This window comes from Saccharopolyspora sp. ID03-671 (genome assembly GCF_045278815.1).
Taxonomy (GTDB): Bacteria; Actinomycetota; Actinomycetes; order Mycobacteriales; family Pseudonocardiaceae; genus Saccharopolyspora; species Saccharopolyspora ipomoeae.
Window position 1 is genome coordinate 428,783 of sequence record NZ_CP134054.1, and the last position, 18,908, is coordinate 447,690.

At 70.8% G+C, this 18,908-nt stretch carries 18 protein-coding genes; 7 read left to right on the forward strand and 11 right to left on the reverse strand.

Going from position 1 to position 18,908, the window contains the following annotated elements; translation table 11 throughout:
- Positions 1-478: 478 nt before the first annotated feature.
- Entirely contained in the window at positions 479-3,277 is a 2,799-nt protein-coding gene (gene acnA, locus REH65_RS02085; protein ID WP_406691010.1) for an aconitate hydratase AcnA, read from the forward strand.
- Between the two features lie 202 nt (positions 3,278-3,479).
- Here acnA and REH65_RS02090 read toward each other — a convergent pair whose 3' ends face one another.
- Positions 3,480-4,076, reverse strand: coding sequence for a class I SAM-dependent methyltransferase (locus REH65_RS02090; protein ID WP_406693063.1), 597 nt, complete (start codon positions 4,074-4,076; stop codon positions 3,480-3,482).
- A 361-nt stretch (positions 4,077-4,437) separates the two neighbouring features.
- Positions 4,438-4,572, reverse strand: a complete 135-nt coding sequence (locus tag REH65_RS02095; RefSeq protein WP_281454384.1) for a hypothetical protein — start codon at positions 4,570-4,572, stop codon at positions 4,438-4,440.
- Positions 4,573-4,907: 335 nt separating this feature from the next.
- Here REH65_RS02095 and REH65_RS02100 point away from each other — a divergent pair, with 335 nt between their 5' ends.
- On the forward strand, positions 4,908-5,567 hold the full coding sequence (locus REH65_RS02100) for a TetR/AcrR family transcriptional regulator (RefSeq protein WP_406691011.1): 660 nt from the start codon (positions 4,908-4,910) through the stop codon (positions 5,565-5,567).
- Here REH65_RS02100 and REH65_RS02105 read toward each other — a convergent pair.
- The 5 genes from REH65_RS02105 to REH65_RS02125 form a co-directional block, all read right to left on the reverse strand.
- The gene (locus REH65_RS02105) at positions 5,564-6,904 is read right to left on the reverse strand and encodes a uracil-xanthine permease family protein (RefSeq protein ID WP_406691012.1); all 1,341 of its coding nucleotides are present in this window, start codon (positions 6,902-6,904) and stop codon (positions 5,564-5,566) included. The genes REH65_RS02100 and REH65_RS02105 overlap by 4 nt on opposite strands.
- 111 nt (positions 6,905-7,015) lie before the next feature.
- Positions 7,016-8,014 carry a TIGR03842 family LLM class F420-dependent oxidoreductase gene (locus REH65_RS02110; RefSeq protein ID WP_406691013.1) on the reverse strand — a complete coding sequence of 333 codons (999 nt, stop codon included), beginning with the start codon at positions 8,012-8,014 and terminating at the stop codon, positions 7,016-7,018.
- Positions 8,015-8,024: 10 nt separating this feature from the next.
- The gene (gene hydA, locus REH65_RS02115; protein ID WP_406691014.1) at positions 8,025-9,419 is read right to left on the reverse strand and encodes a dihydropyrimidinase; all 1,395 of its coding nucleotides are present in this window, start codon (positions 9,417-9,419) and stop codon (positions 8,025-8,027) included.
- 11 nt (positions 9,420-9,430) lie between these two features.
- Positions 9,431-10,273 carry a nitrilase-related carbon-nitrogen hydrolase gene (locus tag REH65_RS02120; protein ID WP_406691015.1) on the reverse strand — a complete coding sequence of 281 codons (843 nt, stop codon included), beginning with the start codon at positions 10,271-10,273 and terminating at the stop codon, positions 9,431-9,433.
- A 202-nt stretch (positions 10,274-10,475) separates the two neighbouring features.
- Entirely contained in the window at positions 10,476-10,880 is a 405-nt protein-coding gene (locus REH65_RS02125) for a DUF5313 family protein (RefSeq protein WP_281454390.1), read from the reverse strand.
- Between the two features lie 216 nt (positions 10,881-11,096).
- On the opposite strand from REH65_RS02125, the gene REH65_RS02130 reads away from it, so the two are divergent.
- Positions 11,097-11,249: a hypothetical protein gene (locus tag REH65_RS02130; protein ID WP_406691016.1), complete on the forward strand. Its 153-nt coding sequence runs from the start codon at positions 11,097-11,099 to the stop codon at positions 11,247-11,249.
- Between the two features lie 33 nt (positions 11,250-11,282).
- Here REH65_RS02130 and REH65_RS02135 read toward each other — a convergent pair whose 3' ends face one another.
- Positions 11,283-12,464, reverse strand: coding sequence for a fumarylacetoacetate hydrolase family protein (locus REH65_RS02135; protein WP_406691017.1), 1,182 nt, complete (start codon positions 12,462-12,464; stop codon positions 11,283-11,285).
- A gap of 200 nt (positions 12,465-12,664) precedes the next feature.
- Here REH65_RS02135 and REH65_RS02140 point away from each other — a divergent pair, with 200 nt between their 5' ends.
- Entirely contained in the window at positions 12,665-13,279 is a 615-nt protein-coding gene (locus REH65_RS02140; protein WP_406691018.1) for a hypothetical protein, read from the forward strand.
- Between the two features lie 55 nt (positions 13,280-13,334).
- Entirely contained in the window at positions 13,335-14,141 is an 807-nt protein-coding gene (locus REH65_RS02145; RefSeq protein WP_406691019.1) for an SDR family oxidoreductase, read from the forward strand.
- Between the two features lies 1 nt (position 14,142).
- Here REH65_RS02145 and REH65_RS02150 read toward each other — a convergent pair whose 3' ends face one another.
- A complete protein-coding gene (locus REH65_RS02150) occupies positions 14,143-15,147 on the reverse strand; it encodes an NADP-dependent oxidoreductase (RefSeq protein WP_281454395.1) in 1,005 nt (334 codons plus the stop codon).
- Between the two features lie 78 nt (positions 15,148-15,225).
- Positions 15,226-16,218: a pirin family protein gene (locus REH65_RS02155; RefSeq protein ID WP_406691020.1), complete on the reverse strand. Its 993-nt coding sequence runs from the start codon at positions 16,216-16,218 to the stop codon at positions 15,226-15,228.
- 74 nt (positions 16,219-16,292) lie between these two features.
- On the opposite strand from REH65_RS02155, the gene REH65_RS02160 reads away from it, so the two are divergent.
- Complete coding sequence (locus REH65_RS02160; protein WP_281454397.1) at positions 16,293-16,604, forward strand: GNAT family N-acetyltransferase; 312 nt, start codon at positions 16,293-16,295, stop codon at positions 16,602-16,604.
- A gap of 90 nt (positions 16,605-16,694) precedes the next feature.
- Positions 16,695-17,678, forward strand: coding sequence for an aldo/keto reductase (locus REH65_RS02165; RefSeq protein WP_406691021.1), 984 nt, complete (start codon positions 16,695-16,697; stop codon positions 17,676-17,678).
- Positions 17,679-17,722: 44 nt separating this feature from the next.
- On the opposite strand, the gene REH65_RS02170 is transcribed toward REH65_RS02165, so the two are convergent.
- Positions 17,723-18,829, reverse strand: coding sequence for a VIT1/CCC1 family protein (locus REH65_RS02170; RefSeq protein WP_406691022.1), 1,107 nt, complete (start codon positions 18,827-18,829; stop codon positions 17,723-17,725).
- Positions 18,830-18,908 lie beyond the last annotated feature (79 nt).

Genomic DNA, 18,908 nt, shown 5'->3' on the forward strand with positions numbered 1-18,908 from the left:
ACCGACACCGACGAGGGCGCCACGATGCCTCAGTTCCTGACCACGATCATCACCGGCGTGGCGATCGCCCTGCTTGAGACGCTGGTCGTCCACCTGGTCAAGAAAGCCGTGCGCGCGGCCTGAGCCGGTCCGCGAACGCTGACTCCAGAACAAACGCACACGGGAAACCCCGGTGGGGCGCCGCAGGGCGACACCGCCGGATGTCCGCATTCGCCGGGCCGGGCCGTCCGGTCCGGCGAATTTCGCGTCCCGGCGGGTGTGCCAGAACCGAAAACGCGGTGTTGCGGACTGGAAACACCTGGCGTTTTTCACGTTTTGGCGAGAAACACCCAGAGTCAGGTCACCCTGTGTTGAGCGCCTATATAGGACACGCGTACTGTTAGCTGTGAAGAGCGCGAGTCCCCGCGCACGCTCAGCTGACGTGCGCGAGACTCGCAATCGTTCCCGAACTTGCGCCCGTCGCGAGATGGAGTTGAACGTGACTGCACCTGCGAGCAAGGACAGCTTCGGCGCCCGCGGAACGCTGAACGTCGGCGACGCCTCTTACGAGGTGTTCCGGCTCAGCGCCGTCGAGGGTGCCCAGCGGCTGCCCTACAGCCTCAAGATCCTCCTGGAGAACCTGCTGCGCACCGAAGACGGTGCCAACATCACCGCCGACCACGTGCGCGCACTGGCCGGCTGGGACTCCAAGGCGGAGCCCGCCACCGAAATCCAGTTCACCCCCGCCCGGGTGATCATGCAGGACTTCACCGGTGTGCCCTGCGTCGTCGACCTCGCCACCATGCGTGAGGCCGTCGCCGACCTCGGCGGCGACACCTCCAAGGTCAACCCGCTGGCCCCGGCCGAGCTGGTCATCGACCACTCGGTGATCATCGACGTGTTCGGCAAGCCCGACGCCTTCGAGCGCAACGTCGAATTCGAGTACGGCCGCAACAAGGAGCGCTACCAGTTCCTGCGCTGGGGCCAGGGCGCCTTCGACGAGTTCAAGGTCGTCCCCCCGGGCACCGGCATCGTGCACCAGGTCAACATCGAGCACCTGGCCCGCACCGTCATGGCCCGCAACGGCCAGGCCTACCCCGACTCCTGCGTCGGCACCGACTCCCACACCACCATGGTCAACGGCCTTGGCGTGCTCGGCTGGGGCGTCGGCGGCATCGAGGCCGAGGCCGCGATGCTCGGCCAGCCCGTGTCGATGCTCATCCCGCGCGTCGTCGGCTTCAAGCTGACCGGTGAGATCCCGGCCGGTGCCACCGCCACCGACGTCGTGCTCACGATCACCGAGATGCTGCGCAAGCACGGCGTCGTCGGCAAGTTCGTCGAGTTCTACGGCTCCGGCGTGGCCTCCGTGCCGCTGGCCAACCGCGCCACCATCGGCAACATGAGCCCCGAGTTCGGCTCCACGGCCGCGATCTTCCCGATCGACGACGAGACCGTGCGCTACCTCAAGCTCACCGGTCGCCCGGCCGAGCAGGTCGACCTCGTCGAGGCCTACGCCAAGGAGCAGGGCCTCTGGCACGACCCGAGCCACGAGCCCGAGTACTCCGAGTACCTCGAACTGGACCTGTCGACCGTCGTGCCGTCGATCGCCGGCCCGAAGCGCCCGCAGGACCGCATCGTCGTCTCCGAGGCCAAGCAGTCCTTCCGCAACTCGCTGGGCGACTACACCAAGGCGCCCACCGACGACGCGGCCCTCGACGAAGCCGGCGAGGAGTCCTTCCCCGCCAGCGACCCGGCCTCGATCAGCCCGCACGCCAAGCCCGAGCTGATCTCCGCCGCCAACGGCTCCACCGGCCGCACCTCCAAGCCCACCAAGGTCTCCTCGGAGGAGCTGGGCGAGTTCGAGCTCGACCACGGTGCCGTCGTGATCGCCTCGATCACCTCCTGCACCAACACCTCGAACCCGTCGGTCATGCTCGGCGCCGCGCTGCTCGCGCAGAAGGCCGTCGACAAGGGCCTCACCCGCAAGCCCTGGGTCAAGACCTCCATGGCCCCCGGCTCGCAGGTCGTCACCGACTACTACGAGAAGGCCGGCCTCTGGCCGTACCTGGAGAAGCTCGGCTTCCACCTCGTCGGCTACGGCTGCACCACCTGCATCGGCAACTCCGGCCCGCTGCCGGAGGAGATCTCCGCCGCCGTGCAGGAGAACGACCTCACCGTCACCTCGGTGCTGTCGGGCAACCGGAACTTCGAAGGCCGGATCAACCCCGACGTCAAGATGAACTACCTGGCCTCGCCGCCGCTGGTCATCGCCTACGCCCTCGCCGGCACGATGGACTTCGACTTCGAGACCGACCCGCTGGGCAACGACACCGAGGGCAACCCGGTGTACCTGCGCGACATCTGGCCGTCGCCGCAGGAGGTCCAGAAGACCATCGACTCGGCCATCACCAACGAGATGTTCACCTCCTCCTACGAGGACGTGTTCAAGGGTGACGAGCGCTGGCGCTCCCTGCCCACCCCGGAGGGCGAGACCTTCGAGTGGGACACCGAGAGCACCTACGTCCGCAAGCCCCCGTACTTCGAGGGCATGGAGATGGAGCCCGCCCCGGTCACCGACATCTCCGGTGCCCGCGTGCTGGCGCTGCTGGGCGACTCGGTCACCACCGACCACATCTCCCCGGCCGGCGCCATCAAGGCCGACTCCCCCGCGGGCAAGTACCTCTCCGACCACGGCATCGACCGCAAGGACTTCAACTCCTACGGGTCCCGCCGAGGCAACCACGAGGTCATGATCCGCGGCACCTTCGCCAACATCCGGCTGCGCAACCTGCTGCTGGACGACGTGCAGGGCGGCTACACCCGGGACTTCACCCAGGAAGGCGCCCCGCAGGCGTTCATCTACGACGCCGCGCAGAACTACGCCGCGCAGAACACCCCGCTCGTGGTGCTCGGCGGCAAGGAGTACGGCTCCGGCTCGTCCCGCGACTGGGCCGCCAAGGGCACCCGCCTGCTGGGCGTGCGCGCCGTCATCGCCGAGTCCTTCGAGCGCATCCACCGCTCGAACCTCATCGGCATGGGCGTCATCCCGCTGCAGTTCCCGGAAGGCTCCTCGGCCAAGTCCCTCGGCCTCGACGGCACCGAGACCTACGACTTCTCCGGCATCACCAAGCTCAACGACGGTGAGACCCCGGAGACCGTCCAGGTCACCGCCACCAAGGCTGACGGCTCCAAGGTGGAGTTCGACGCCAAGGTGCGCATCGACACGCCCGGCGAGGCGGACTACTACCGCAACGGCGGCATCCTGCAGTACGTCCTCCGCAAGATGATCCGCTCCTGACCCCCTGCTTTTATCCCTGGCAGGAACGGTGAAGACCGGGCCCGGTTGGAGTCACAAGCTCCGGCTGGGCCCGGTCTTTCGTTCACTGACAAGACTCTGTGGTCTCTTTGCGTGGCGGTGCCGGAAGCGGAACCTGAGCGGCGGTGCCGGTTGCTCAGGTGGGGGTATGGAGAAACCGGCTTCGCCGGTTGCCTGACGGTTTTCAGGCCGGGAGGTTCGGGCGCCTGCAGACGTAGGTCCTGGCCGGGGGGACGTTGCGCCAGATCGTTCGGGTGGTCAGGACTTCGTCGAAGCTGACGTCGAGACGACGGCGGAACTGGCGGGCGCCGTTCATGCCCAGGGCGTGCAGGTAGGCGAACGTGGTGAACGCGCCGCCCGGGGTGAGCACCGAGCCGACCTGCTGCAGGATGTCGTGCTGCAGCTTGGCCGGGAAGATCGACCACGGCAGGCCGCTGACGACCGCGTCCACCCGATCGATGCCCGCATCCGCCAGCAGAGCGCCCAGGTGCGAGGCGTCGCCCTGGATGACCTCCAGCCACGGCAGTTCCCGCTCGAGGTGCTCGATCATGCCCGCGTCCAGCTCGATGGCCAGCTGGCGGCCACCAGCGGGCAGCCGGTCGGCGATGGCCGAGCTCAACGCGCCCGTGCCCGGGCCGAGCTCCACGACCACCGGCTCACCGGTGCGCGGCACCACCGAGGCGATCTCGCGAGCCAGGTGCGGCGAACTGGGCGCCACCGCACCGACCTGGCCGGGCTTGCTCGCCGCGCGCTGCAGGAAGGTCCGGTAGTTCTGCAGCACCGATCCCCCGCCGCGGCCGCTCCCCGGCGCCTGCGCAGCGGGCGTCGTCGAGGTCTGCGGGCTGCTGGGCGTGTGCGATGAGGTCACGGATGCCTTCCCGATCGGTGCGGCCGGTCGTTGGTGCGCACCAGCCTATCGGGCGATGTGCGACCGGGCGCACAGCAGTGCCCCACACCACGCGGCGCGAGGAGATCGAGAAGTCGAGATCGGGTTTCCCGCAATTCGCCGAAACGAAACCGGCCGGTAGCGGAATGGGCGCGAAGACGGCGCCGGAAAAGGTGTAACGAAATGCGTTCCGAGAACGATTGAAGAAGCTTCACGGGCTTGTCCCAGCGGGAGCAAGCCCGTGCGCGCGCTTACCTCAGGCGGTCTGCCCGGCGGGCTCGACGACTTGACCCGAAACCTCGCTGGGACGACGAACCCAGCTGGTCAGCGCTCCGGCCGCAGCCAGGAGAACGATCGCCTCGGCCGCGAGGGCCACCCACACCGTTGCCACTTCTTGCCTCCTCTCCACTGTCCTCCCCGCCTTCCGAACGCGCGCACGCACACCCCCGCCCGAAGGCAGGTCGATCGGAAGAAGGTTTGGGTGATAACCCGGTACAAACCAATCCTAGGGCCGCGGTTCCCGAACACCCAAACCGGGCGGATGTAATGTGCGCGACACCCGAACAGTCGATTCGTGTGAGACCCTCTCCGTCACCCCTCCGGGGGATAGATGCAGGTGACGAAAGCGTGTGCGACGCAGGGGGAAATGGATGCCGCTCATCCCCTTAACGGAGTACCGGTCGTGCGACAATCCGCCGCAAGCACACCAGGGCCGAATCGAGGATCATGACCACCACCGACACGACGCCGCGACTGCGCGCGGACGCGCGCCGCAACCGGGACCGGATCATCAGCGCTGCTCAGGCCGTGTTCACCGAACGCGGTACGGAGGTGCCGATGGAGGAGGTCGCCCGCTCCGCCGGGGTGGGCGTGGGCACCCTCTACCGTCGGTTCCCCGACCGCGATTCCCTGATCCGGGCCGTCGCCCAGGACGCCTTCGCCACCGTCCTGGAGGACACCCGAGCCACCATAGAGCAGGAGCCCGACGCGTGGACCGCGTTGAGCCAGATCATGCACCGCGGCCTCGCGCTGCGCACCGTGGTCCGGCTGACGGTCCTGTCCTCCCGGGCCCGGGCGCTCATCAACGCCGACCCCAACACCGAGGCCGTCAACAAGCAGTTCCTGCAGCTGGTCGGCGACCTCGTCCGGCGCGCCCAGGCCGACGGGAAGCTGCGCGACGACATCAGCACCGGTGACATCGCCGTGCTCAGCGGCCTCGCGCTGCAGGGCATGCAGGCGCTGCCCGAAGAGCTGCGCAGCCTCGCCCCCGCCCGCTACATCGCGGTGCTGCTCGACGGCCTGCGCGCCGAGAACAGCCGCCCGCTGCCGGGCAGGCCGATCGAGGCCGACGAGGTCGTCATCCGCACGCCGGAGATCGACTTCTAAGCCCGACGCGCAGTGGTCGCGCGCAGCAGGTGGTAGCCGATGAGCGTGACCAGCGTGCCCAGGGCGATGCCGCTGAACTCGAACGACGGGGTGATCTGCAGCGACACCCCGCCGATGCCGGCGACCAGTCCGGCCGCCAGCGGCAGCAGGTTGACCGGGTCGGCGAAGTCGACCCGGTTCTCCACCCAGATCTTGGCGCCGAGCAGGCCGATCATCCCGTAGAGCACGACGGTGATGCCGCCGAGCACACCGCCCGGCGTCGCGGCGATGATCGCGCCGAACTTCGGGCACAGGCCGAAGGCGATGGCCACGATCGCCGCCACCCAGTAGGCGGCGGTCGAGTAGACGCGGGTGGCGGCCATGACGCCGATGTTCTCCGCGTAGGTGGTGGTCGGCGGTCCCCCGACGGCGCTGGACAGGGCGCTGGCGAACCCGTCGGCGAAGATCGCCCGGCCCAGGCTGCCGTCCAGCCGCGCCCCGGTCATCTGCTCGACGGCCTTGACGTGACCGGTGTTCTCGGCGATCAGCGCGATCACGGCCGGCAGCACGACGACGATCGCGGCCAGGTCGAACGACGGCCCGTGCAGCTGCGGCAGCCCGAACCAGGGCGCGTCGCCGACGCCGCTGAGGTCCAGCCGCAGGTGGGTGCCGACGTTGCCGTCGGCGTCCGGCGCGGTGATCGGGCCGAAGACCACGTCGAACACCCAGGACAGCGCGTAGCCCGAGGCCAGGCCCAGGAACACCGCGATGCGCCCCCAGAACCCGCGCAGCAGGACGGTGGCCGCGAGCACGATCACCATCGTGATCAGCGCGATCCACTGGTCCTGCGGCCAGTACGTCTCGGCGACCACGGGCGCGAGGTTGAAGCCGATCAGCATCACCACGGCACCGGAGACCGCGGGCGGCAGGATCCGGTGCACCGCCCCGGCACCGACGAAGTGCACGATCACCCCGACCGCCCCGAGCACCAGCGCGCAGATCAGGATCGCGCCGGTCACCGCGGAGCTGTCGCCGCCTCCGGCCCGGATGACGGTCACCGCGCCCACGAACGAGGCGCTGGAGCCGAGGTAGCTGGGGATCTTGCCCTGCACGATGAGCAGGAACAGGATCGTGGCCACGCCCGAGACCAGGATCGCCAGGTTCGGGTCGAGCCCCATCAGGACGGGGAAGACGAAGGTGGCGCCGAACATCGCCACCACGTGCTGGGCGCCGAGCCCGATGGTGCGCCCCCAGGAGAGGCGCTCGTCGGGAGCGACGGCCTCCCCGGGGCGCGGCGTGCCGCCGTCGCCGTGCAGTCTCCACCCGATGCCGAGCCTGGCGCCCAATCCCTGCCGCATGGCGCACCTTCCTGTTCCGCCCGCAGCGCGGGAACCCCGAATCGAGGCGGAACTCTACAAACCACCGCCCTTGTGATCGGCACCTCAGGCCGGGAATTCACGCGGAATTGATCAGCGCAGCGCCGGGATGATCTTCTCGCCGTAGGCCCCGAGGGTGCCGTCGACGGCGTCGTGCATCGCGTAGATCGCGAACTGGTCGACCCCGATCTCGCGGAGTTCGGCGAGCCGTTCCAGGTGCGCGGCGGGCTCGCCGAGCAGGCAGAACCGGTCCACGATCTCGTCGGGCACGAACTCCGCGCTGGCGTTGCCGGCGCGACCGTGGTGCGAGTAGTCGTAGCCGTGCCGGTCCTTGATGTAGTCGGTGAGCGCGGCAGGCACGGCACCACCGGTGTCGCCGTAGCGGGCGACGAGGTCGGCGACGTGGTTGCCGACCATGCCGCCGAACCAGCGGCACTGCTCGCGCGCGTGCGCGAGGTCGTCGCCGACGTAGGCCGGGGCCGCCACGCACACGGTCACCTCGGCGGGATCGCGTCCGGCCCGCCGCGCGGCGTCGCGGACGTGCTCGACCATCCAGCGGGTCAGGTACGGGTCGGCGAGCTGCAGGATGAACCCGTCGGCCTGGCGTCCGGCCAGTTCCAGGGCCTTCGGGCCGTAGGCGCCCATCCACACCGGCAACCGCCCGTCGCGGACCCAGGGCAGGCGCACGGGCGTGCCGTTCGGGCTCGCCTCGCGGCCCTCGACGAGATCCTTGATCACCGCCATCGCCTCGCCGAGCCGCGCCAGCGTGGCGGGAGTGCCGCCGGTGACGCGCACGGCCGAGTCACCGCGGCCGATGCCGCAGACGGTGCGCGGGCCGAACATGTCGTTGAGGGTGGCGAACAGCGAGGCCGTGACCGTCCAGTCCCGGGTGCTGGGGTTGGTCACCATCGGGCCGACGCGCAGCCGCTCCGTGGCGGCGAGGACCTGGCTGTAGATGACGAACGGTTCCTGCCACAGCACGCAGGAGTCGAAGGTCCAGCCGTGGGTGAAGCCCAGCGCTTCGGCCTGCCGCATCCGCTCGACCACCAAGGAGGCGGGCGGGTCGGTCTGCAGGACCACTCCGAAGTCCATCTCCGCCTCCTCAGGTCAGGTAGCCGCAGGCGTCGCGGTGCAGGAACCGTCCGCGTCCCGGTCGTCCGCGGTACTCGCCGTCGTCGACGATCACCTCGCCGCGGGAAAGGACGGTGCGGGCCCGGCCGATCACGCGTCTGCCCTCGTAGGCGTTGTAGTCGACGTTCATGTGGTGGGTCTCGGCCGAGAGCACCTGCTCGGCGTCGGGGTCGTAGAGCACCACGTCGGCGTCGGAGCCGGGCGCGATGGTGCCCTTGCGCGGGTGCAGCCCGAACATCCGCGCCGGAGCGGTGCACGCCAGTTCCACCCAGCGGCGGCGGGTGATGCGGCCGGCGACCACGGCGTCGTGGAGCAGGTCCAGGCGGTTCTCCACGCCGGGCATCCCGTTGGGGATCTTGGAGAAGTCGTCGCGCCCGAGGTCCTTCTGGCCCGCGAAGCAGAACGGGCAGTGATCGGTGGAGACCACCGAGAGGTCGCCGGTGCGCAGCGCCCGCCACAGCGCCGCCTGGTGCTCGACGGGGCGCAGCGGGGTCGAGCAGACGTACTTGGCTCCGTCGAATCCCGGTGCGTCGAGCTCGTCGACGGTCAGGAACAGGTACTGGGGGCAGGTCTCGCCGAAGACGTTGTGGCCCTCGTGGCGGGCGCGGGTGATCTCGGCGACCGACTCGGTGGCCGAGACGTGCACGACGTACAGCGGTGATCCGGCCACTTTGGACAGCTGGATGGCGCGGTGGGTGGCTTCGGCTTCCAGCAGCGGGTGGCGGACGCGGCCGTGGTGCTTCGGGTCGGTCAGCCCGGCGTCGAGCGCCTGGCGGACCAGGACGTCGATGGCGATGCCGTTCTCGGCGTGCATCATGATCAGCGCGCCGTTGTCGGCGGCCCGCTGCATGGCCCGCAGGATCTGCCCGTCGTCGCTGTAGAACACGCCGGGGTAGGCCATGAACATCTTGAAGCTGGTGATCCCCTCCCCCACCAGCGCGTCCATCTCCTTGAGCAGGCCGTCGCCGACGTCGGAGAGGATGCCGTGGAAGCCGTAGTCGATGGCGCAGCGGTCGTCGGCCTTGGCGTGCCAGGTCTCGACGCCCTCGCGCAGCGTGCGACCGACGGGCTGGATGGCGAAGTCGATGATGGTGGTCGTGCCGCCCCAGGCCGCGGCGCGGGTGCCGGTCTCGAAGGTGTCCGAGGCGTAGGTGCCGCCGAAGGGCATCTCCATGTGGGTGTGGGCGTCGACCCCGCCGGGGATGACGTAGCGGCCGGTGGCGTCGAGGACGGTGTCGGCGGTCCACTCCCGGGCCAGCGCGGGGGTGGCGATGGCGACGATCTTGTCGTCCTCGATGAGGACGTCGGCCTCGGTCTCCTCGGTCGCGGTGATCACCAGGCCGCCGCGGATGATGGTTCTGCTCATCGCGGTCTCCTTCAGGGCCGGGTCAGCGGCTCGTAGGCGTCCGGGCGGCGGTCGCGGTAGAAGGCCCACGTGCGGCGGACCTCGTCGATGATCCCCAGGTCGAGGTCGCGGACCAGCAGTTCCTCGTCGGTGTCGCTCGCGGGTTCGCCCACGAACCGCCCGTAGGGGTCGACGAAGTAGCTGGTGCCGTAGAAGTCGTTGTCGCCGTACTCCTCGACGCCGACGCGGTTGATGGCGGCGATGAAGTACTCGTTGGCGACCGCGGCGGCCGGTTGTTCGAGCTTCCACAGGTAGGACGACAGGCCGCGGCTGGTGGCCGAGGGGTTGTACACGATCTGCGCACCGGCGAGGCCGAGCGCGCGCCAGCCCTCCGGGAAGTGCCGGTCGTAGCAGATGTAGACGCCGACGCGGCCCGCGGCGGTGTCGAAGACGGGCCAGCCGAGGTTGCCGGGGCGGAAGTAGTACTTCTCCCAGAAGCCGGGCAGGTGCGGCAGGTGGTGCTTGCGGTACTTGCCGAGGTAGCTGCCGTCGGCGTCGATCACGGCGGCGGTGTTGTAGTGGAAGCCCGGGCCGTCGATCTCGAAGACCGGCACGACGATGACCATCGACAGCTCCCGGGCCAGCGCGCACATGCGCTGCACCGTCGGGCCGTCCGGCACCGCTTCGGCCCACCGGTGGTGCTGGTCCTCCTGGACCTGGCAGAAGTAGGGCGCGTTGAACACCTCCTGGAACCCGATGATGCGCGCGCCCCGCGCGGCGGCGGCTCGGGCGTGCTGCTCGTGCGCGTCGACCATGCTGCCGGTGTCCCCGGTCCACTTGGCCTGCACCAGCGCTGCGCGAACGATGTCGGGCATCGGCGGAACCCCTTGCTCGCTCGGACTCCCGCCGGATCTCAGCGGGTGGGAACGAACGTAGGCCCGCCGGTGAACACCCGCAATCACCGACCGGACACGCACGGTGATCGACGGCGGGCGTGCGGGGCCGCTGCGTGGGACGACGGGTTCGGGGCCGGTTTCCGGAATTCGCCCGGCCGGATCACGCGCCGGTGTGTCGGGCTCACTCCCACCAGGGTCGGTAGCCGACGCCGTGCTTGTTGGCGCGGTCGAGGTCGCGGCGCATGGCGCGGGTGTCCCGGGCGACGCCCGGCGGGAACCCGTGCTTGATGGCGCGGTGCTCGCCGGTCTCGCCCATGTAGCACAGCGAGTAGAACAGCCCGACCAGCACGCCGAGGGTCAGCGAGCTCAGCCGGATCGACAGCGGACCGGGCACCAGCATGAGCACGGCGCAGAACGGGGCGAGCTGGGTCAGCGCGCGGGCGATGTGGCGCAGCACCCACGTGCGGCAGGTGACGTCGTGCAGCACCCACTCGGCGCACCGGTCCGGCAGCTTGCCTCCGAAGGCGTACCAGACCCATTGCGCCGGATTGGGTCGCGTCCTCGGCGCGGGCGGGGTGGTCGCCATGGCTCCAGGTTAGTCCTCGTCGCGGGGCTGCTCGGCGGTCCGTTCGGCCGCTGCGGCAGATCCTATGCACCGGTTTCCCGGCGACATGACGCGACCACCGGAGGTGATGTGAGACACATTCGGGTGAAGTCGCGCCACGCTCGCGGGTGATGCGCGTCCCCCTAGTAACGAGGGATTGCGGGAGCTCGATACCGCAGGCAGATAGGGGAGGACAAAGTGTTCGTCGTCGTCGTGGCAATGCTGTTGGTTCTGGTTCTGGGGTTCGTCATGTTCACCGACGCGCTGGAGGGCACCGGGTCGATGAGCACCCGGCGCGGTCTCAAGGAGATCGCGGCGCAGGTGAAGCGGAGCGCCCGTCTGGGCGACTGAGCGCGTGACCGCCTCGGGGGCGAGGCGGTCACGTCACACCGAGGGGGTCTGGAGCAGCCCGCGGTGGACGAGGTTGGCGAGCAGGGAGCGCACGCCGAAGGTCCACCGCGGGCACTGCTCGCTGCGGTTGACCCGGTTGGCGAGCGTGCCGAGCTTCGGCGTGGAGATCCGCACGACGTCACCGACGTGGTGGGTGAAGCCCTTGCCGGGCGCGCCGCGGTCCTCGGTGGGAGCGAACAGGGTTCCGGTGTAGAGGATCAGCCCGTCCGGGTACTGGTGGTGCGCGCCGAGCGCGGCCGCGGCCAGCTCCTCGGGATCCCGGCTGATCTCGCGCATCGAGCTCAGCCCGTCGAGGACGAAGCCGTCCCGCCCCCGGACCTCCAGGCGCACGTCGAGGTCGCGGACGTCGTCGAGGCCGAACCCGTCGTCGAACAGCCGCAGGAACGGGCCCAGCGAGGCCGAGGCGTTGTTGTCCTTGGCCTTGGGCAGCAGCAGGGCGCTCCGCCCTTCGACGTCGCGCAGGTTGACGTCGTTGCCGAGCGCGGCGGCCACGATCCGGCCGTCGGAGCGCACGGCCAGGGCGACCTCGGGTTCGGGGTTGTTCCAGTCCGAGCCCTCGGCGATGCCGATCTCCGCGCCCGCGCCCACCGCCGACAGCAGCGGCGCCTTGGTGAAGATCTCCGGGTCGGGGCCGAGCCCGACCTCCAGGTACTGCGACCACAGCCCGTCGCGCACCAGCACGTCCTTGACCGCGCGGGCCTCGTCCGAGCCGGGGCGCACGGCCGCGAGGGCACCGCCGATGGCGGTCTCGACCTGCCGGCGGATCTCCGCCGAGCGGGTCACGTCACCGGCGGCGCGCTCCTCGATGACGCGTTCGAGCATGCTCTTGACGAAGGTGACGCCGGCCGCCTTGAGGACCTGCAGGTCCGCGGGCGCGAGCAGTCTCGGCCCCGGACCTCCGTCGAGCGTCGCGGCCAGCACGGCCCGCAGCGGCCAGCTCTTGCGCGGGGCGGCGGTGCGGGCGAGCTCGACGGGCTCGGGGTGTTCGAGCAGGTCGGTCAGGGTCGGGGCGGTGCCGCTGAGGTCGACCACCTCGTCGCCGCGCACGGCGACCACGGCCGGGCCGCCCTCGTCCGGGTCGTGCAGGCGGCCGACCAGCGTGGCCGCGTCGTGATCGGCGGGCAGCACGTCACGGGCGTCGTCGAGCAGCTTCACGTCTCACCTCTCGTTCGCACTCGCCGATCAACCTAGCGGCCCGAACACCTCCCCGACCGCGCTCGGAACGGACGCCCCTCCCCCGGCTTTCGGGGTGCTGGCGAGAGTCCCCCGCGGTGACGTAGGGTTCGACCCGCCTTCACACGTTCGGGTGAAGGTCTGTGGTCGGAATGGATCATTCGACAGTGGGGTGAGTTGCAGTGGGCAGGTCGTCGTTGGCACGGGCCGGGCGCGGGCGTCATCGCCGTGGCGCCGCGTGGCGCTACACCGCACCGGTTCTCGGTTACACGACCGCGGCGGTGCTGGCGGTCATCGCCGCCACCAGCGCGCACTACTCGCAGACCCACGCCGAGGAAGCCTCGATGCCCGAGCCGGCCAACGCGGTGCGCGCGCACGCCGGAGCGCCGACGCGGCAGTACCTGCCGCAGCTCGTCGATCCCGCTCCCGGCCCGACCCCTCCCCCGGTCGCGCCGCCCGCGCCGACCACTCCGGCGCAGGCCGCGCCCGAACCCGCCGCGGACACGTCGACGAGCGAGGAGACCACGCGCCGTTCGGCGCCGACCTCGACCGGCGAAGCCGGCGAGCCGACCCAGACCTCCGAGCCCGCTCCCACGTCGGAGCCCGCTCAGACCTCGGCACCGACGCAGACGTCCGAGCCGACGCAGACCTCGGAACCCGCCCAGACGACCCAGCCCAGCGAAACGACCCAGCCCAGCGAGACTCAGCCCAGCGAGACGAGCGAGCCGCAGCCGGTCCTGCTGCCGCTGGTCGGCGACGTGGTGCAGGGCCTGACCGACCCGCTGCTGGGGCGCTGACGCCGCTCGCGGGAGCCGCGCACCGGTGGGATCGTCGATCCCGGGAGGTGCCGGCATGGACACGGTCGCGATCACCGGTGGCACCGGCCACCTGGGGCGCCAGCTGGTGCGGCTGCTCAAGCCGACGCACCGGGTGCGGGTGCTGACCCGCCACCCGGGCACGGATCCCGAAATCCAGTGGGTGGCGGGGGATCTGGCGACCGGATCCGGTGTGGACGAGCTCGTGGACGGGGCCCGGACCGTGGTGCACGCCGCGACCTCCTCACCGGCGGCGCAGCGCGGGTTCCCGCACCCGGTGGACCTGTGGCGCAGCCCGCCGGAGGTCGACGTCGACGGCACCTCGCGGCTGCTGGAGGCCGCCGCGGCGGCGCGCGTGGAGCACTTCGTGCACGTCTCGATCGTCGGCGTGGACCGCCCGGCGCTGCCGTACCTGCGGCTCAAGCACACCGCGGAGGAGCTGGTCAGCGTCTCCGACGTGCCGTGGTCGATCGCGCGGGCGACCCAGTTCCACTGGCTGCTGGACCGGATGTTCGGTCGCGCCGCGCGGTTCCCGCTCCTGCCGCTGCCGGGGTCGCTGCCGACGCAGCCGGTCGACGACCGGGACTTCGCCGATCACCTGGCCACCTGCGTGGCCGAAGGACCGGCGGGGCGCCGAGCCGACTTCGGCGGGCCGGAGGTGCTGACGCTCGACGAGGCGATGGCGACGTGGCGCCGGATGCGCGGGGCGCGGCCGCGCGTCATCGGCGTCCCGGCGCCGAAGCGCCTGCGGCGCATCGCCTCCGACTGGACGTGCCCGAACGACCGGCACGGCCGCACCACCTGGGCGGAGTGGCTGCACGACCACCCCGCCCAGGGGCGGTAGCTCAGGCGATCTTGACCAGCATCTTGCCGGTGTTGTCGCCGCGCATCAGGCCCAGGAAGGCGTCGGGGGCGTTGCCCAGGCCCTCGACGACGGTCTCCCGGTAGCTGATCTTGCCCTCGGCCAGCCAGGCCCCGACCTCGGAGAAGAACTGGTCCTTGATGTGGGCGTGGTCGCCGACGATGAAGCCCTGGATCTTGAGGCGCTTCTGCACGATCATCATCAGGTTTCGCGGGCCGGGCTGCGGGGTCTCGTTGTTGTACTGCGAGATCATGCCGCACTCGGCGGCCCGGCCGAAGTCGTTGAACGCGGAGATCGCGGCTTCCAGGTGCTCCCCGCCGACGTTGTCGAAGTAGACGTCGATGCCCTCCGGAGCGGCCTCGGCAAGCTGCTCGCGGACCGGACCGTCGTGGTAGTCGAAGGCGGCGTCGAAGCCGACCTCGTCGAGCAGGTACTTGACCTTCTCCGGGGAACCGGCGGAGCCGATGACCTTCTTGGCGCCGCGCAGCTTGGCGATCTGGCCGACCAGCGAGCCGACGGCGCCCGCCGCGCCGGAGACGAACACGACGTCGCCCTCCTTCTGCTCGGCGACGTCGACCAGGCCCGCGTAGGCGGTCATGCCGGGCATGCCGAGCACGTAGAGGTAGGCGCTCGGGGAGGCGATCCCGGCGTCGACCTTGGTGGCGTGCTTGGCGGGCACGACGGCGTAGTCGCGCCAGCCGAACATGTGCAGCACGAGGTCGCCGGTCTGGTAGCCCTCGACGTTGCTGCTCACGACCTCACCGACGGCACCGCCCTGCAGGGCCTCGCCGAGCTCGAAGGGCGGGACGTAGGACTTGCCCTCGTTCATCCGGCCCCGCATGTAGGGGTCGACGCTCATGACCAGGTTGCGGACCAGCAGTTCGCCCTCGCCCGGCTGCGGAGCCTCCACCTCGACGAAGTCGAAGTTGTCCATCGTCGGCAGACCCTGCGGCCGGGACGCGAGGCGGATCTCCAGACCCTTGCTCATAAAAGTGCTCCTTTCACTAGAACAGTTTCATTTGGCAACTTTACGCTGCCCGCCTCGCCCCGGCCACGAGCCGGTGGTTCAGGACGGGTTGCGGGTGCGCCCGCGAGCCCGCAACGCCGCGTTCGGCAGGGCCGGGGCGGGCAGCGCCGGCGAGTGGTACCCGTGCACGACGCCGAAACGCCCGCGGCCGTCGGACTTCTCGCGCCCCCGCTCCCACTCGGCGCGAGCTCCGGCGACCTCGTCGTGGGTGCGGCCGACGAAGTTCCACCACATGACGATCTCCTCCTCGAACGGCACGCCGCCGAGCAGCATCGCCCGCCCCTCGCCGGCCGAACCGATCGTCACGTCGTCGCCGCCCGTGCCGACGTAGAGCATGTCGCCGGTGGCGACCTCGCGCCCGTTGACGGTGATGTCCGACAGCGCCAGCACCGCGTGCTCGAACCCGGCCTCCACCGGGATGCGCATCGTCCGCCCCGGGTTGATGAGCAGTTCCGCGCCGACCAGCGGCGTGTAGCACTTGGCCGGGGACGTGCCGCCGAGCAGCGAGCCCATCAGCACCGTCGCGGTGCCCTCTGAAGTGGTGATCACCGGCAGGTCGTCGTGGTGCTCGAAGTGCGGGTCGACGCCGCGCTGATCGGCGGGCAGCGCGACCCACAGCTGAACGCCGTGCAGGATCGCCGAGTGGTCGGCCGGGGACTCCTCGGAGTGCGAGATGCCGTGCCCCGCGGTCATCAGGTTCAGCTGGCCCGGTTCGATGAGCTGGACGTTGCCGAGGCTGTCGCGGTGCAGCACCTGCCCGTCGAGCAACCAGCTGACGGTCTGCAGGCCGGTGTGCGGGTGCGGCGGGACCTGCATGCCGGCCTGGCCGGTGATGTCGGCCGGGCCGTAGAAGTCGGTGAAGCACCAGGCCCCGACCATGCGGCGGTCGCGGTTGGGCAGGGTCCGCCCCACCAGCATCGCCCGAGGTCCGCCGAGCGGGACCTCCCGGGGTTGCAGCAGTTCTGGTTCCGGCGCTGCGGTGGCCACGCCACCGCAGCGCAGCTCGTCCGGTCGGTTCTCGACGTTGCTCACGTCCTCAGCCTCCTCCATCGGCCACGCGCGTGCACAATATTGGTTGAAAGGTCATCTATCGACGGGAGCACGCCGTGAGCACCGAGCCCGACGTCAAGGACAACCCCGACGCGAGCCGCTTCGAGATCCGCGTGGACGGCGCCCTCGCCGGGTTCGCCGAGTACAAGCTCAAGCCCGGCCAGATCTCGTTCACCCACACCGAGATCGACGACGGCTTCAGCGGCCAGGGCCTGGCGGGCAAGCTCGTGCGGGCCGCGCTGGACGAGGTGCGCGGCCGGGACCTGGCCGTGCTGCCGTTCTGCCCGTTCGTGCGCGGCTGGATCGGCAAGCACCCCGACTACCTCGACCTGGTGCCCGCCGAGCGCCGCGCGGACTTCGAGCTCTGAGCCCAACTCCCGGATCGTGAGCATTGCTCACGACCGGGTCTAGGCTGTCCGGTGAACCACATCCGCACTCGGAATTGAGGAGTCGATCTCGTGTCCGACGCTCCCCCACGCCGCCGGCTCGGCCGCAGCGGTCCCGAGGTCAGCGCCATCGGCTACGGCGCGATGGGCCTGTCCGGGGTCTACGGCAACGCCGACGACGCCGAGTCGGCGCGGCTGCTGGAGCAGCTGCTCGACCTCGGCGTGAACTTCCTCGACACCGCCGACGTCTACGGCGACGGCCACAACGAGGAGCTCATCAGCGGACTGCTGGCCCAGCGCCGCGACGAGGTCGTGCTGGCCACCAAGTTCGGCGCCAACAAGGAGACCGGCGGCGGCAAGCCCGACTACGTCCGGAAGGCGGTCGAGGCCAGCCTGACGCGGCTGGGCACCGATCACATCGACCTCTACTACCTGCACCGGCTGGACAAGACCACGCCCATCGAGGACACCGCGGGCGCGATGGGCGAGCTGGTCGCCGAGGGCAAGATCCGCCACGTCGGGCTCTCGGAGATCAGCGCGGCGACCCTGCGCCGCGCGCACGCGGTGCACCCGATCACCGCGGTCCAGCAGGAGTACTCGCTGTTCACCCGCGAACCGGAGGACGACCTGCTGCCGACGACCCGCGAGCTGGGCGTGAGCCTGGTGGCGTACTCGCCGCTGGGCCGCGGGGTGCTCACGGGCGCGTTCTCCAGCGTCTCCGACGTGGAGAACCTGGAGGTGCGGGCGAAGCGCTACCCGCGCTTCCAGGAGGAGAGCCTGCAGCGCAACATCGAGCTGACCCGGCCGCTGCGCGAGCACGCCGAGTCCCTCGGCATCACCCCGGCGCAGCTGGCGCTGGCGTGGCTGCTGGCCCAGGGCGAGGACATCGTGCCGATCCCGGGCAGCCGCCGCATCGAGCGCGTCCGCGCCAACCTCGAAGCCGCGAGCGTCACCCTCACCCCGGACCTGGTCGCGGAGCTGTCCGCCCGGTTCCCGCCCGGCGCGGCCGAGGGCGAGCGCTACCACCCGGACGGCATGTCCAGGCTGGATCGCTGATCGAGGCGGTCCGCGGGCCCTCACCGACCCGCGGACCCGCCAGCTCAGCCGACCGTGGCGCCGAAGAGGAGGCCGAGGAGGTAGGTCACGCCCGCCGCGCCGAGGCCGATGGCGAGTTGGCGCAGGGCGCGCGGCAGCGGGGCCGCTCCGGACAGGACGCCGACCGTGGCGCCGGTGAGCATCAGCGCGAGACCCACCAGGACGATCGCGATCCCGACCGCCAGGCCCCCGCTCAGCCCCACCGCGAACGGCAGGACCGGGACGAGTGCGCCGGAGGCGAAGAACACGAAGCTCGACACGGCCGCCTTCGCGCCCGTGCCCACCACCTCGTGGTCGCCGGAGGTGTCGGCGGACGCCTCGCCGGCACCCGGGTGGGCGGTCTCGGAGGCGGCCTCGGGCTTCAGCTGGAGCTTCTGCAGCAACGCGTCGGCGCGGCGCTGGGCCTCGCCCTCGTCCATGCCCCGGGCGCGGTAGACCAGGGCGAGTTCGTTGGCGTCGACGTCGAGGTCCGGGACGACCGCGCGGGCGCGCGGGTCCGGGGCGGCAGCCGCCAGCAGCTCGCGCTGCGAGCGGACCGAGATGTACTCGCCGGCACCCATCGACAGCGCACCCGCCAGCAGGCCGGCCAACCCGGTGAGCAGGACGGCTTCGGTGGGGAGGCTGCCGCCGATGACGCCCAGGACGAGGGCGAGGTTGCTGACCAGGCCGTCGTTGGCGCCGAAGACCGCCGCGCGGAACGAGCCCGACACGCGGGCGCGGCCCCGGGCCGCCAGGGCGCGCACCACCTCCTCGTGGATGCGCTCGTCGGCGGCCATCGAGGCCGGGACGTCCTGGTCGTAGCGGTACGGCGAGTGGCTCTCCGCGCGCTGGGCCAGGGCCAGCACGAACACCGAGCCGAAGCGGCGCGCCAGGGCGACCAGGATGCGCATGTGGAACTGGCCGCGGCGGTGCGGGCCGATGTCGTCTCCGAGCAGTTCCTCCCAGTAGCGGGCGTGGCGCTCCTCGGCCTCGGCGAGCCCGAGGAGGATCTCGCGCTCCTCGCCGCTGCGGCGAGCGGCCAGGCTGCGGTAGACCCGCGCCTCCTCGCGCTCGTCGGCGAGCCTGCGGCGCCAGCGCCGGATCGAACGGCCGTCGGTGATCTCGTCCTGCACGGTTGCAGCTTCGCAGCGCCGACGAGCGGTCTCCACTCGACTCGCCGCGCACCCGGCCCCCGGCCGGGGCGGCGACACG